The organism is Heyndrickxia sp. FSL K6-6286 (assembly GCF_038630395.1).
In the GTDB taxonomy this organism is placed as follows: Bacteria; Bacillota; Bacilli; order Bacillales; family Bacillaceae_C; genus Heyndrickxia; species Heyndrickxia oleronia.
In genome coordinates, this window is sequence record NZ_CP152029.1 from 1,554,605 (window position 1) to 1,569,960 (window position 15,356).

Annotated in this window: 12 protein-coding genes; 7 read left to right on the plus strand and 5 right to left on the minus strand. The window is 35.1% G+C overall.

From position 1 onward, the window contains the following. Window positions 1-80: 80 nt before the first annotated feature. Window positions 81-3,059 carry a DNA translocase FtsK gene (locus MHI39_RS07805; RefSeq protein ID WP_342540998.1) on the plus strand — a complete coding sequence of 993 codons (2,979 nt, stop codon included), beginning with the start codon at window positions 81-83 and terminating at the stop codon, window positions 3,057-3,059. A 229-nt stretch (window positions 3,060-3,288) separates the two neighbouring features. Beyond that, window positions 3,289-4,590, plus strand: coding sequence for a UDP-N-acetylmuramate--L-alanine ligase (gene murC, locus MHI39_RS07810; protein WP_216385043.1), 1,302 nt, complete (start codon window positions 3,289-3,291; stop codon window positions 4,588-4,590). A gap of 89 nt (window positions 4,591-4,679) precedes the next feature. Here the strand turns inward: murC and MHI39_RS07815 are convergent, their stop codons facing one another. Then, window positions 4,680-5,795 carry an aminopeptidase gene (locus MHI39_RS07815; RefSeq protein WP_078109097.1) on the minus strand — a complete coding sequence of 372 codons (1,116 nt, stop codon included), beginning with the start codon at window positions 5,793-5,795 and terminating at the stop codon, window positions 4,680-4,682. Window positions 5,796-6,011: 216 nt separating this feature from the next. Between MHI39_RS07815 and MHI39_RS07820 the strand changes: the two genes are divergently transcribed. Both MHI39_RS07820 and MHI39_RS07825 read left to right on the plus strand, forming a co-directional pair. Then, complete coding sequence (locus tag MHI39_RS07820; protein ID WP_342540999.1) at window positions 6,012-6,503, plus strand: DUF948 domain-containing protein; 492 nt, start codon at window positions 6,012-6,014, stop codon at window positions 6,501-6,503. Window positions 6,504-6,525: 22 nt separating this feature from the next. Then, complete coding sequence (locus MHI39_RS07825) at window positions 6,526-6,891, plus strand: YtxH domain-containing protein (protein WP_180211647.1); 366 nt, start codon at window positions 6,526-6,528, stop codon at window positions 6,889-6,891. 32 nt (window positions 6,892-6,923) lie between these two features. Here MHI39_RS07825 and MHI39_RS07830 read toward each other — a convergent pair whose 3' ends face one another. Further along, window positions 6,924-9,113, minus strand: coding sequence for a cell division protein FtsA (locus MHI39_RS07830; RefSeq protein ID WP_216385038.1), 2,190 nt, complete (start codon window positions 9,111-9,113; stop codon window positions 6,924-6,926). Between the two features lie 495 nt (window positions 9,114-9,608). Here MHI39_RS07830 and MHI39_RS07835 point away from each other — a divergent pair, with 495 nt between their 5' ends. The 3 genes from MHI39_RS07835 to lepB all read left to right on the plus strand — a co-directional run bounded on the left by MHI39_RS07835 (window position 9,609) and on the right by lepB (window position 12,651). Further along, window positions 9,609-10,685, plus strand: a complete 1,077-nt coding sequence (locus tag MHI39_RS07835) for a bifunctional 3-deoxy-7-phosphoheptulonate synthase/chorismate mutase (protein ID WP_071976937.1) — start codon at window positions 9,609-9,611, stop codon at window positions 10,683-10,685. Window positions 10,686-10,936: 251 nt separating this feature from the next. After that, a complete protein-coding gene (gene ccpA / locus MHI39_RS07840) occupies window positions 10,937-11,935 on the plus strand; it encodes a catabolite control protein A (RefSeq protein ID WP_071976938.1) in 999 nt (332 codons plus the stop codon). Between the two features lie 167 nt (window positions 11,936-12,102). Next, the gene (gene lepB, locus MHI39_RS07845) at window positions 12,103-12,651 is read left to right on the plus strand and encodes a signal peptidase I (protein ID WP_058005585.1); all 549 of its coding nucleotides are present in this window, start codon (window positions 12,103-12,105) and stop codon (window positions 12,649-12,651) included. Between the two features lie 74 nt (window positions 12,652-12,725). Here the strand turns inward: lepB and MHI39_RS07850 are convergent, their stop codons facing one another. Genes MHI39_RS07850 through MHI39_RS07860 form a run of 3 tightly spaced genes read right to left on the minus strand, consistent with a single transcriptional unit; the run spans window position 12,726 to window position 15,198 of the window. Continuing rightward, the gene (locus tag MHI39_RS07850; protein ID WP_071976939.1) at window positions 12,726-13,889 is read right to left on the minus strand and encodes an acetoin utilization protein AcuC; all 1,164 of its coding nucleotides are present in this window, start codon (window positions 13,887-13,889) and stop codon (window positions 12,726-12,728) included. Next, on the minus strand, window positions 13,886-14,536 hold the full coding sequence (locus MHI39_RS07855; RefSeq protein ID WP_058005583.1) for an acetoin utilization AcuB family protein: 651 nt from the start codon (window positions 14,534-14,536) through the stop codon (window positions 13,886-13,888). The genes MHI39_RS07850 and MHI39_RS07855 overlap by 4 nt, the downstream gene beginning before the upstream one ends. 29 nt (window positions 14,537-14,565) lie before the next feature. After that, complete coding sequence (locus tag MHI39_RS07860; RefSeq protein ID WP_058005582.1) at window positions 14,566-15,198, minus strand: GNAT family N-acetyltransferase; 633 nt, start codon at window positions 15,196-15,198, stop codon at window positions 14,566-14,568. Between the last annotated feature and the right edge of the window lie 158 nt (window positions 15,199-15,356).

Here is a 15,356-nt window from a genome sequence, read left to right on the forward strand (position 1 = left end):
GACTGTGTTTTTAATGATCTTAGAACAGTCTGTTGTAAAAAAAGGACTATTTTGTAGTATAAAAAGAAAGAGTGAGTAATTTGGGCTGGTTTAGAAAAATATTAAATATATTTACCGTTGAGGTTGAAGATACAATTGAACCACAGGAAAATACATTAATTGAAAAAAAACAAAATGAACCATATAGAACGATGGAAACTCGTATGAAATATCAATATCCAAAGGGGAATTTTCGCTTTCCTGCCATTCCCGATGAAAAAAGAACGAGGAATAGTAATAGGTCGATTTCAAAGAGGGAGGAGCCAGTTAAACAAAAAGTTAAACAACCAATAGAATTGGAAAAAGAAAGAGTATACATACAAAAAAGCGCTAGAAAAATAGAACCAAAAAATAGACAACCTTTTCGTCCAACAGAAATTCCTTCACCTGTTTATGGATTTTCACGTCCAAAACAAGCGAAAAAAGAAGAAGAAATATGTGAATATGAATTAACTTCAATGAATGATCTCCAACTCAAAAAGATGGAAGGGATCCGAAAGGAAATAGAGCAGCCGAGAGAAGCAGTACAGCAAATGGCAGAAGAGCAGCCGAGAGTACGAGTACAACAAACGGAAGAAATGCAGCCGAGAGTACGAGTACAACAAACGGAAGAAATGCAGCCGAGAGTACGAGTACAGCAAATGGAAGAAATGCAGCCGAGAGTACGAGTACAGCAAATGGAAGAAATGCAGCAAAGAGTACCAGTACAGCAAGCGGTGGAAGAGCAGCAGAGAGTACCAGTACAACAAACGGAAGAAATGCAGCCGAGAGTACGAGTACAGCAAGTGGCAGAAGAGCAGCCGAGAGAAGCAGTACAGCAAATGGCGGAAGAGCAGCCGAGAGTACGAGTACAGCAAGTGGCAAAAGAGCAGCCGAAAGTACGAGTACAGCAAACGGCAGAAGAGCAGCAGCCGAGAGAAGCAGTACAGCAAATGGTGGAAGAGCAGCCAAGAATACCAGTACAGCAAATGGAAGAAATGCAGCAAAGAGAAGCAGTACAGCAAGTGGCAGAAGAGCAGCAGCCGAGAGAAGCAGTACAGCAAATGGTAGAAGAGCAGCCGAGAATACCAGTGCAGCAAACAGAAGAAGAAATGAGGACACTACCTATACAGAAAACCAAAGCAGAAAATGAGGCATCTCCTACATTGATGTTCAATGAAGCAGAGCTGCAAGAAGTACCATCAATGAATGTGGAGCAAGAGACACAAGAAATACAACCATTAATGAAAGCAGAAGAAAACAATCCAACATTCCAAAGTGAGGAAAAATTCATACAAGAAATTTCTGAAACTGTAGACGAAATAGCTGTAGGAGTCGAAAAAGACTTTCAAATAGATCGTAAACCATTATCTCAGAATTCTCCTTCAAATGATGGGGATCTAGGATTTGAGGAAGGGGCAGCGATGATAGAAGCAGATGAAGCTTCCGACACTGTCGAGAAGCCAAATCGTTCTCATATACCATTTAATGTCCTTATGTTAAAGCAGGATCGACAGAAGTTAGAGAAAAAATTCAAAAAGGAGACTTCCGTAAAGATAGAACCTGAGTCAGTATTAACCATTAATCAGGAAAATGATTTGGATATGGAGCCTATACAGTCTTATATGTTCCCTTCCTTCCAATTATTGATTCCACCTGTTGAAAAATCATTAGATCATGATTGGATACAAGAGCAAAGTACCATTTTAAATGAGACTTTATTAAATTTTAATGTGAGAGCAAGGGTTGTAAATGTAAGTCAAGGACCGTCTGTAACCAGATTTGAAATACAACCTGAGCCAGGGGTAAAGGTAAATAAGATTACGAATTTAAGCGACGATATTAAGCTGAGTCTTGCAGCAAGAGATATTAGAATTGAGGCGCCTATTCCTGGTAAGCATACAATTGGAATTGAAATTCCAAATGTTAGTAGTAGACCAGTGATGATCAGTGAAATTATTTCAAGTGAAGTTTTTAAAGAAAGTGATTCTCCTTTAACAGCAGCAATGGGGCTTGATATTTCGGGAAATCCAATTATAACCGATCTTAGAAAAATGCCACATGGTCTAATTGCCGGCGCTACTGGCTCAGGAAAAAGTGTTTGTATCAATTCAATCCTTGTGAGTTTGTTATATAAGGCAAAACCTAGTGAGTTAAAATTATTATTGATTGATCCAAAAATGGTGGAACTTGCACCCTATAATCATATTCCACATCTAGTTAGTCCTGTAATTACTGATGTGAAGGCAGCAACAGCAGCACTGAAATGGGCTGTTGAAGAAATGGAGAGAAGATACGAATTATTTGCTCATACAGGTGTTAGGGATATAAAAAAATACAATGAGGTAGCTGAACAAAACCGTCAGTTTAATCAGAAGCTTCCATACATTGTTATAGTTATTGATGAACTGGCAGACTTAATGATGATGTCTCCAGCTGATGTAGAAGAAGCTATTTGTAGAATCGCCCAAAAAGCGCGAGCATGCGGAATTCATCTAATCATTGCGACACAAAGACCGTCAGTTGATGTTATTACTGGATTGATTAAAGCAAATGTTCCAACGAGGATTGCTTTTTCGGTATCTTCACAAGTGGATTCTAGGACAATTATTGATGTTAGCGGTGCTGAGAAGCTGTTGGGAAGAGGAGATATGCTATTTTTAGAGAATGGATCCTCTAAACCTGCCCGAATACAGGGAACCTTTGTAACGGATGATGAGATAGATCGTATAGTAGCACATGTTCGAAATGAAGAAAAACCTAATTATTTATTTGAACAAGATGAATTATTAAAAAAGGCACAAATTGAAGATGAAGAAGATGAAATATTTTTTGAAGCATGTGAATTTGTTATTGAACAGGGCGGTGCATCTACATCATTATTACAAAGAAATTTTCGAATTGGCTATAATCGGGCTGCAAGGTTGATTGAAATGATGGAGCAACAAGGAATTATTTCTGAAGCAAAAGGAAGCAAACCAAGAGATGTTTTAATTTCTAGGGATGATTTAGAGGTTGCCTATGGCAATCAAATGAAATGATAGGGCAGAGATTCTCTCTGCTCATTACTTTAAAATTTATAAAGCACAGTCCTTGAAAATATTCCTAAAATGAAGATGTCATACATAGCATAGTCATGGAATAGAAAAAGTGCTATAATATTTCAATATGAACATTTGATTATTGTCAATCGTTCATAAAACCAATTATAGCAAATGATATACGTATATCATATACTGTGTACATATAGACATTGTTGGAGGTTCTATTATGACTGTATACCATTTCGTAGGTATTAAAGGGTCCGGTATGAGTGCATTGGCACAAATACTACACGATATGGGTTATGAAGTGCAAGGATCAGATTATGAAAAATATTTCTTTACCCAAAAAGGCTTGGAGCAATCTGGAATTAAAATATTACCATTCCAGCGCGAAAATATTAAACCAGGCTTAACTGTTATTGCAGGAAATGCTTTTCCTGATACACATGAAGAAATCGAAGAAGCAGTAAAAGTTGGAGTACCAGTTATCCGTTACCATAAATTTTTAGGGGAATTTATGCAGAAGTTTACGAGTGTTGCTGTTACAGGCGCCCATGGGAAAACATCAACCACTGGGTTACTTGCTCATGCAATTTCTGGATCAAAGCCTACTTCTTATTTAATTGGGGATGGAACTGGGCATGGTGAAAAAGATGCAGAATACTTCGTTTTTGAAGCTTGTGAATATAGACGTCATTTTCTTTCATATTACCCAGACTACGCAATCATGACCAATATTGATTTCGATCATCCAGATTATTTTGCAAATATTGACGATGTGTTTTCTGCATTCCAAGAAATGGCAATGCATGTGAAGAAAGGAATTATCGCTTACGGCGATGATGAGCAACTTCAAAAAATCCAGGCTAAAGTTCCTGTTCTTTTCTATGGTTTTGCTGAAGAAAATGATTTTCAAGCAAGAAATATTGAAAAAAATTCTACGGGAACTAAATTTGATGTATTTGTTCGTAATAATTATTTTGCTACATTCGAAATACCAACTTTTGGCGACCATAATGTATTAAATGCTTTATCAGTCATCGCTTTATGTCATTATGAGCAAATATCAACAGAGAAAACTCAGGAATATTTAAAAACATTTAAAGGTGTAAAAAGAAGATTTACGGAAAAGCAAGTAGGCACACAAGTTATTGTCGATGATTATGCGCATCATCCTACAGAAATAAAAGCAACAATAGATTCAGCTAGACAAAAATATCCAAATAGAGAAATAGTTGTCGTATTCCAGCCGCATACTTTTACAAGAACACAAACATTTTTAACGGAATTTGCGCAAAGTCTTAGTGAGGCTGACCATGTTTTCTTATGTGAAATATTTGGTTCAGCAAGAGAAGTTCATGGTAAATTAACAGTAAATGACTTGAAGGACAAAATTGAAGGCGCACAAATACTTTTAGAAGAGGATACTTCCCCACTACTTGAGCTAAAAGATAGTGTGATCTTATTTATGGGGGCAGGTGATATTCAAAAATATCAACGAGCCTATGAACAGCTTTTAGAAAAATAATAAAACAGGTTACCTATCATTTTTGATAGGGCCTGTTTTTTTGTTTTTAGGAGAATCGATTAATTTCTAATTATATGTGAAAGCTATGTTTACTTTAAATTTTCTGGATTGAGACATTCTAATTCAGGTAAAACAAATAATCCATCTTTACGAATAAGCACGTCATCAAAATATATTTCTCCTCCACCATACTCTGGACGTTGAATAAGCACCATATCCCAGTGAATGTTAGAGTCATTACCATTAGGGGCTACATCATAGCATTGTCCAGGTGTAAAATGAATACTTCCCGCAATTTTTTCATCAAATAATATATCTTGCATAGGATGTAGAATATATGGATTGACGCCTATTGCGAATTCACCGACATAGCGAGCGCCTTCATCTGTATCAAAAATCTTATTGATTCTTTCTGTATCATTAGATGTTGCTTCAATAATTTTCCCATCTTTAAACGTTAATTTTACATTTTCAAAAGTAAAGCCTTGATATGGAGAAGGTGTGTTGTATGTAAGAGTCCCATTAACTGAATTACGCACAGGTGCTGTATACACTTCACCATCTGGAATATTAAGACGTCCAGCACATTTAATAGCAGGAATATCTTTGATTGAGAAAGTTAGGTCAGTTCCAGGACTTATAAGGCGAACCTTATCTGTTTTATTCATTAACTCCACTAAAGAATCCATCGCTTTGTCCATTTTACTATAATCAAGGTTACATACATTGAAGTAAAAATCTTCAAAGGCTTCTGTGCTCATTTTTGCTAATTGAGCCATTGCTGAATTAGGGTAACGAAGAACAACCCATTTAGTTTTCGGAACACGAATTTCTCGATGAACTTTTTTGCCGACAGTATTCCCTTGTATTTTCATTTTTTCATCGGGTACATCTGCATGTTCATTAATGTTATCACCAGATCTTAGGCCAATATATGCATCCATTTTTTTCATAACTTCTGCTTCGAAATCAGCCATCATATCAAATTGTTCTTCTTTAGCACCCATTAATAGTGCACGATCTACTTGGTGATCCTTAATTGAGACAAAAGGATACCCACCTGCGGCATATGCTTCCTTTACTAATGCGACTACAAGTTCTTTTTGTAGACCAAAGTTTTCAATCAGAACTTTTTCCCCTGGTTGCAATTGCACAGAATAGTTAATTAAATTTTTTGCTAGTTGTTCTACTCTCGGATCTTTCATCTTTTTTCCTCCATAAACAATATTTCATACTTTTTCATTGTACTCCTATTTATCCAATAGTTGAATAAAGAAAATTAGCCCTTTACTAGTAAAAATATTTGGCGAAGATAGCAGAATATGAGAAAATAAAGGAGGAATTTATGTCTGAAAAAGAAGATGGTTGTTTACAAAAGAAAAGAAAGGGTACTGTGTATTATACAAGGGAGGTCAACTAACATGATTGTAATTCTTTATTTAAGTGTCGCCTTGATTGCAATTGCTTTTTTGGTTTTAGTCATATTTGTATCAAAAACATTAAATTCAGTAAAAGACGCAGTTAATCAAATGACAAAAACAATGGATGGTTTGGAAGGACAGTTACAAGGAATAACAAGCGAAACAACAATGCTATTACATAAGACAAATGCACTTGCAGAAGATATTCAGCATAAAGCTGAAAAGTTAAATTCAGTAGTATATGCTGTTGAAGAAGTTGGGACAACCATTAAATCTCTAAATGCATCTGTTCGAAAGGTAACGAATAATGTTTCAAATCAACTAGAACAAAATCAAGATAAAATAAGTCAGGCAATACAATGGGGTAATGTATTAAAAGAAATAAAAGATAAATGGGTACAAAAAAAAGAAAAAAGAAAAACAGAGCAATTAGTGAAACATGCGATTGAAGATGAATCCCATCTGCGTGAAGTAAAAAGATCAAGAGGGTAGAAATAATAAGGAGGAATCAAAAATGGCAAATAATGAAGTAAAACATTTGGATGAACCAAAACATTTAAATACGAAGGATTTTGTAATAGGAGCTATCATTGGTGGTGTAATAGGAGCTGCAACTGCTTTGTTCCTAGCTCCCAAATCAGGTAAAGACTTAAGAAATGATGTAAGCGGGCAATTTATTTCATTAAAAGACAAGACGGATGATCTCCGTGTAGCTGTGACTCAAAAAGGAAATGATTTAGCTGCTGCAACAAAAGAAAAAACGATTCAATTGAAGGATAAAGCTGTTGATGCAGGGAATAAGTTGAAGGAAACGGTAAAGGAACAAAAAGAAAAAATGCTCAAAAACGATGAAGTAGAGACAGAGGAAGAATTTATTTAAACTGTTTATAAAACACACTATCTAGATTATTATTAGATAGTGTGTTTTTGGTTTAGTCTCTTTTGTTTTTTAGGTTCAGTTGGCCAAATAATTTCCAATTGATCACCTTCTCTTATTGGATCATAGAAGGTGGTTTGTTCTTTGTTTTTAAGTAATTGAAAATTACCATTACTATGCTTTGGCATATTCACTTCTACGAATTTAAAAATATCTTGAAAAATAAATTCTTCGATTTTATGAGACTTTAATTCTATCATATCTCCGTAATGGATAATTTCATCTTTGGTCAGTATTTTCCCTGAACGAATCACTTCAGTAAGTGGTTTATGAATCTTTATATGTTGTCCATTGAAAGTAATATTAATATGATAATTTAAACGAAGATTCTTTAACTTTGCAAGGTCATTTACCGTCAAAGGACTTTTCTTTTTGATACTTATCTGATCATTATTTTGAAAACCTTGTGTTAGTTTAACCTCTTGATCATTTAACAATAGTCTATGAGACTGAGAAGGTAAAAAAGTTTCTTTACCATCAATATTGATTCGAAATGGTTTTAGTTCTTGAAGGTAATCAAATAGATTTAAGGAAAGAAATAATTCCTCTATGTTTTTAGGAAAATAAATCTCTAGAGAATCGCGGTCTTCGAGAAGATCATTTTCTGAAGCCGATTCGCCATTCCTTTTTATTATCATTGATACATTATATGACCTTCCATTAATATAGACCTTTTTAGTTGGAATATCGTCAAGAAATTCTTTAATTTTCACCACTGCATGGGCACCGTCTTTTCCTTTAATGATAGAAATTTCATCACCATTATTAATTGGGTGATCAAGACTTGCTTCTACCCCATTTTTCATGATAACCGGCGGTTTACCATGCTCCCCTGGAACGGTAATTTGTCTTTCATTAACAGTTATCATCTTTGCCATTCCGGGTTTTCCATGTAATTGACTTAATTTCATTCCAGAACCTAAAATACAATCTCCAACCGTTAGCTTCTTTACTTCAAACAATCTTACAGGTTGGTCGTTTACGTAAGCTGTTACATAATGGACAGGTGTTTGTTTAGCCGCGATAGCAATACCAATCGGTGTAATTAATTCAGGGCCTTTTGGGATTTGATCTGAAAGAACTAAGCTTTGAATGGCATCTGTTCCTCTTATCGCTACACGATTTTCAGGTAATTGCAATTGTTTTGCAATTCTTTCTGTAATCTTTGGTGTTTGACTACCACCTCCCACTAACATCACTGCCTTTGGAGGCTTTCCATTATTTAATAAAAGAATTTCCTTAGAAATAGCACTGGCTAGCTTATCAATCGCTGGAGAAACTTGTTCGATAATATGTTCAGTTGTTACTTCCGTTTCAAACCCTAAAATATCTTGAATGATTAGCGTATCTCTAGCTACTAACTGTCTTTTTGTTTCCTCTGCAATAGGAAAGTCCAGCAGTAATTGATCACTAATTGCTTCTGTAATTTCATCTCCTGCAATAGGAACCATTCCATATGCAGTTACTGTACCTAAATCAGTTAGGGCAATATCAGATGTGCCGGCACCAATATCAACAAGTGCAACATTTAATCGTCGCATAGATGAAGGGATTAGGACATTGATAGCTGCAATGGGCTCTAATGTTAATGCCTCTATTTCTAAATCTGACCGTTGTAAGGCAGAAATTAATGACTCAACAACTACCCTAGGTAGGAAAGTAGCGATTATTTCGACAGATGCTTCATTTCCTTGCTGGTCGATAAGATTTCCAATCTCCTCGCCATCTAACTGATAGTTAAACACCGAGTAACCAACACAGTAATAATAATGACTTTTTAAAGATGAATATTTTTCTGCTGCGATAGCTTGAGCTTTTTGAACAGCACTTAATTCTAGATGCAAAATATCCTCTTTTGTAATCATTGGTTTTCCTTTAATAGATATGGTTACATGAGCTTTTTCTGTTTTTAGAGCACGCCCTGCGGCAGCAACACAAACCTTAGTTAACTTTCCATGCTTTTTCTCTAATTGTTCCTTTACCTCTTTTATCACTTTTGAGACGGAAAGGACATCATGGATTTGTCCATCGAGCATGGCCCTTTCCTTATGTTCCTTTATAAAAATATCGGAAACATAGTATTGTTGATTGGCTTCCTCTAGGATAATTCCTACAACGGACCGTGTACCAATATCAAGTGCAAATATTTTGTTTTTTTCTTGCAAGAGATACACCTTCTTTTAATGAATATATGTGGCAATAAAGATCAATGAAAAAGTTTATAATTCCCCTGAAAAATACTTTAATGCTTAAAAGCGTTTAAGTATTAAAACTTTTATCGTGACATTTTATTAACAATAGATTATAATTAGTCCTAATATTAATAGGATCAGATTTTATTTTTTCTTCCTTTTTTAAAATGTATCACAAAGGAGTATAAAATTAAACTGACTTGTCATTTCAAAGATTTATGGTGTGAACGTTATTGTAAAGAATTTTTTTTTGCAAGGCTATTTTTGTATCGTTTGTTGCTTTTGAAAAAGCCCTTCAGCAGAGCTTTTACCTAATAAAGGATAAGTTGGTTCTTATGAAGTTTCAGCATTTTTCTTAAAAGTGGTTAAACATCTTAGTTCAAATCTTACTTAAATAGCAGCAATGCCTGGAAAGAGGCTATTACAAATGTTCATATCATCACAATAATTTGGAGAGGATGGTACGTTTTGAGTAATCAAGAGCTTGATCAGTTACGTCAGCAGGTTGAAGATATTAATTTACAATTGTTAGCACTTATTAATGAAAGAGCAAAACTTGTTCAGGATATAGGGAAAGTTAAAGAAGCTGGTGGTGTTAATCGTTATGATCCGGTTCGAGAAAGAATGATGCTCAATGTAATTAAAGAACATAATAATGGACCATTCGAAGACAAGATTGTTGAACATCTTTTTAAAGAGATTTTTAAAGCTGGCTTAGATCTTCAACAGGAAAATCAGCAAAAAGCTCTTCTTGTTTCCCGCAAAAAGAAGCCTGAGGATACCATTATAGAAATTAAGGGCGAGATGATTGGTGATGGTAGACCACATTTTGTTTTTGGACCTTGTGCAGTTGAGTCTTATGAACAGGTTGCAGAAGTTGCAAAATCAGTCAAGGCTAAAGGGTTAACTTTATTACGTGGTGGGGCGTATAAACCACGAACTTCCCCTTATGATTTTCAAGGATTGGGCATTGAAGGATTGAAAATATTAAAACAAATAGCAGATGAATATGGCTTAGCCGTTATTAGTGAAATCGTTACGCCTAATGATATTGAAAAGGCAGTGGATTATTTAGATGTGATTCAAATTGGTGCACGTAACATGCAAAATTTTGAATTATTAAAAGCTGCTGGTTCAGTGAAAAAACCCGTTTTATTAAAAAGAGGTTTAGCAGCAACGATTGATGAGTTTATTAATGCAGCTGAATATATAATGTCACAAGGTAATGGTGAAATTATTCTTTGTGAACGTGGAATTAGAACTTATGAACGTGCAACACGAAATACATTAGATATTACAGCCGTTCCAATTTTGAAACAAGAAACCCATTTACCTGTATTTGTAGATGTTACTCATTCAACGGGAAGAAGAGATCTATTATTACCAGCAGCGAAAGCAGCATTAGCAATTGGTGCTGATGGGGTCATGGCTGAGGTACATCCTGATCCAGCAGTTGCTCTCTCTGATTCAGCCCAACAAATGGACTTAGATCAATTCGAACATTTTTATCGTGAATTACAACAATCGCAACCAGTAAGGGTATAATGACTGTAATAACCTTCTGAAACATTCAGAGGGTTTTTGCTTTTTCTAATTAATGTAGATAATGGATAAATACTTGTGTTTTCTATGTAAAAATCGTGTCAAATTAGTGTTATTCATTGCAGTTAGTAGTTGTCTGTCGTATGATTATATGAGTACATATTTTTTACTTTCTTTAATTTAAAGTGATTAGAAATGTGATGACTGATAAAAACTAACGATTATATATAGTAGTAATGGAGTGTGAATGTTTTATGAATATTACCATCTATGATGTAGCCCGTGAAGCGAATGTTTCAATGGCTACTGTATCTAGGGTAGTGAATGGGAATCCTAATGTGAAGCCAGCAACAAGAAAAAAGGTGAATGAAGTAATCGAAAGATTAGGCTATCGTCCCAATGCTGTTGCGCGTGGATTAGCCAGCAAGAAAACAACGACTGTAGGAGTAATTATTCCAGATATCTCTAATATTTTCTTCGCTGAATTAGCAAGGGGTATTGAGGATATCGCAACAATGTACAAATATAATATCATTTTAAGTAATTCAGATCAGAATAAAGACAAAGAGTTACATCTATTGAATACAATGCTTGGAAAGCAAGTTGACGGAATTGTATTTATGGGTGGTAATATTACTGAGGAGCATGTAGCAGAATTCGAACGTTCACCAGTGCCAATTGTTTTAGCTGGATCGATAGAGCCATTTAATAAAATACCTTCTGTAAATATTAATTATCGTCAAGCAACATATGATGTAGTAACGGAATTTATTGAAAAAGGACATAAGCATATTGCCTTTGTAGTAGGTCCATTACACAATCAAATTAATAAAGAACAAAAGCTTGAAGGATACAAAGAAGCACTTGAAAAAGCGGGAATTCCATTTAATGAGGAGTATGTAATTGAAGGAGACTACACCTATGATTCAGGAATTGAAGCATGGGAGAAGCTAAGTTCTCTTCCTGATCGACCTACTGCTGTTTTTGTAGGCAATGATGAAATGGCAATTGGTGTAATACATGGTGCACAAGATAATGGATTGCAAATTCCTAATGATGTAGAAGTGATTACATCTGATAATACACGTTTGGCATTAATGGTTCGTCCACAGCTTACCTCTGTCGTCCAGCCATTATATGATATTGGTGCGGTGGCCATGCGTCTGTTGACTAAATATATGAATAAAGAAAAGGTATCCGAAAATATTGTAATACTACCTCATAGAATTGAACATAGAAGTTCAACAAAATAAATAATAAATGCCTTTTGATTATTATCGGAAGGCATATATTATTTCAGACATAGTAGAAAAATATTAGCAGCTTTTTCTATTGTGAATTGATACCTCTATTTATTTCTGATACTCTTTATATAGTAAGGTAAGAGTTTCGTTATGAAGTCAAAAGGATGTGACAGAGTTTGAAAGAGAAAAAGAAAAGTGAATTATTTTCATGGATAAAATCAATATTACTTGCGGTAGTGATTGTGCTTGTTTGTCGATATTTTGTTTTCACTCCATCTGTTGTTGTAGGAGAATCAATGATGCCTAATTTACAGGATGGAAACCGAATTATCGTAAGTAAGCTAAGTGATATTAAACGTTTTGATGAAATTGTCTTTCATGCACCAGATGCTGATGAACATTACGTAAAAAGAGTTATAGGTTTACCAGGTGACTCTATTGAAATGAAAGATGATGTTCTATATATAAATGGAAAAGCATACAAAGAACCTTATTTGAAAGAAAATCGTAAAGATCTACTACCTATGCAACAATTAACTGAAGACTTTACTTTAAAGGAAAAAACCGGTAAAAGTAAAGTTCCAAAGGGATATTTATTTGTTCTTGGGGATAATCGCTTAGTAAGTAAAGATAGCCGATATTTCGGTGTCATTCCAATGGATTCTGTCATAGGAAAGGTGAAAATTCGCTTTTGGCCATTAAATGAGTTTGATTATTTTAAATAAGTTTTAAAGAGAGAAGGGCTGTCTACAATTGTGTTCATACACTAATGGGACAACCCTTTTTTTTATAGTCATTATTAACGAGACGTTTGCTGTCTAATAAAATGTAGTAATCGTTCCACAGTTTGTTTGTTTTTTTCAGTAATTTCTGGTTTTCTTGGTATAGGTTTGTACATATTTTCGGGATCTTCCCATGCGGTTGCTAATGGTATTGGTGCTTTTGCTTTCCACTTATTGACCCATGAAGTTGGAAGTTCACCTTTTACATCTGGATAATTGTTCATTTCTAGCCAAATAAGTGACCATGCTCTAGGAACAACTCTCCAAATATCATATCCACCTCCACCAACAGCAATCCATCTTCCATCACAATATTGATGAGCAAGTTGGTGTGCAAGCTTTGGAATTTTCTTATATATATTAATAGAAGCAGATAAATGGGTAAGTGGGTCATAGTAGTGTGAGTCTGCACCATTTTGAGTAAGAATAACATCGGGTTTAAAATAGGCAGCAACTTCCCTCAAAGCTGTTTCGTAACAGTAGAGCCAAGATTCATCTTCAGTAAAGGCATCCACTGGTATATTGAATGAATATCCATAACCCTTACCACTGCCCCATTCGTTGACATTACCTGTCCCGGGAAATAAATATCTTCCGGTTTCATGAATTGAGAATGTACAGACTGATTCATCATCGTAAAATGACCATTGAACTCCGTCCCCATGATGGGCATCAGTATCAATATATAGGACTCTAGCATTATACTTTTCTTGTAAATATTTGATAGCTACTGAACTATCATTGTAAACACAAAATCCGGAAGCTTTCCCCCTGAATCCATGATGTAATCCTCCACCTAGATGTACAGCATGTCGGCTTTGTCCTGTCATTACTTGATCCACAGCCGTCAATGTACCACCAACAAGTAGGGCACTTGCTTCATGCATTCCAGAAAAAATGGGTGTGTCCTCTGTACCTAATCCATAATTTTCTGCAGTTTCTTCTGATAAACGTCCATTTCCCGCACTTTTCACCGCTTCTATGTAGGATGAATCATGTATTAAGCAAAGCTCTTCATCAGTTGCCATTCTAGGAGGTATGATATCTTCATTTGTTATAGCATTGAGTTCTTTTAATAAATCTAATGTTAATGTCAATCGGAATTGATTAAATGGATGGTCCTTTGAAAAACGATAAGAAAGAAGTTCATCTGAGTAAATAAAAACCGCGTCTTTTGTCATAATGACATTCCAGGCATATTTGGCCATAATACTTGGTAGCCATTTTTTTTAAGATGCTCAATTACAATGATTGGGTTCATTGTTTGAATTCGAAAAACTAGTATTTTATGGTTTGGATCTTTCTTATCGGGATATACGAGCACGCTATGAACATTAACATGATATTGATTGAATATGCCTGTGACTTCGTGTAAAACTCCAGTACGGTTCCGCACTTTAATTTCAATTTGTGAGCCAGGTTGATTGGCTCCAGTTAATTCAACCATGGTTCGGAGGATGTCAGTACCAGTGATAATACCAACTACCTTTTTATTTACGACAATAGGTAAACAACCAATTCGATGTTCATATAAGATACCAGCCACTTCTTCGACAAAGTCTAAAGGATGACCGGTAATTACGTTTGGATTCATTATTTGCTCAAGAGGGATTGTCAATTCTTTTTCCAACCGCTTCTTTTCGAATAGGGGGGATGGAGTTGCATCCTTAATATCACGTTCTGTCACCAAACCTAATAAATGCTGTTCGCTGTCAACGATAGGAATATGACGGATTTTTTTTTCCCTCATAATCAATAAAGCAGAGTGAATCGTATCTTCAGGCTGTAATGTAATAACATCTGTTTTCATTATTTCCTCAATGATCATGCCATTCAACTCCTTGTTTAAGTCATTGACTAATACATAAATCGATTCATGAACCGTAATTGATCAAATTTTTGAACCGATTCATAATCTACTCTTTTTCCGATTCTGACCATTAAACAGTTGGCAGGATGAGAGCTAATTTCAGGGTCATCCGTTGCAAACCATTCTAGCCCGCCTGCTCCCATCATTTTTTCCATCACCTTTCGATACTCCCAGACATTTAGTCCGGTTCCTTTTAAATCCCAGTGCCAATAATATTCAGTCGTAATGGTAATATAATCTTCCATTGCATCATCCATCATTGACACCCTTAACAAGCTTTTTCCAACAGAGCAACCTCTAAATTCTGGTATTACCTCAATTGCCCCTAGTTCTATTAAATTTTCCATTTTTCCTTGCGACCATCTCTCGAGTGGATCGGGGTATAGATATGTTACATAGCCAACAATGGTATTAAATTGTCTAGCAATGATAATTCTACCTTCTGGTAAATTAGCGATTTCAATTAGAGCTTTATGCTGTTGATTGGGAGGACGAAAAGCAACTAAATCTTGATGAAATTCATAACCAGCTAATTGTTCTGAAGAAATTGGACCTTCTATAATTAGACTGCCTTTTGTAGTCTTTAATTCCATCGCATTATATGTTTTTTTATGTTCCATAGTAACACCTCCTATTTTAGCATTTTTATTTAATATACTAAATTTTCATAACAGGATTTCGTACTTATTATACATGATAAGATGAGTATCTTAAGAGTAAACTTATGAATGTTTTTAAAATTTTTTAAAAGGTATAGAAATGATGCCATTCATTTAAA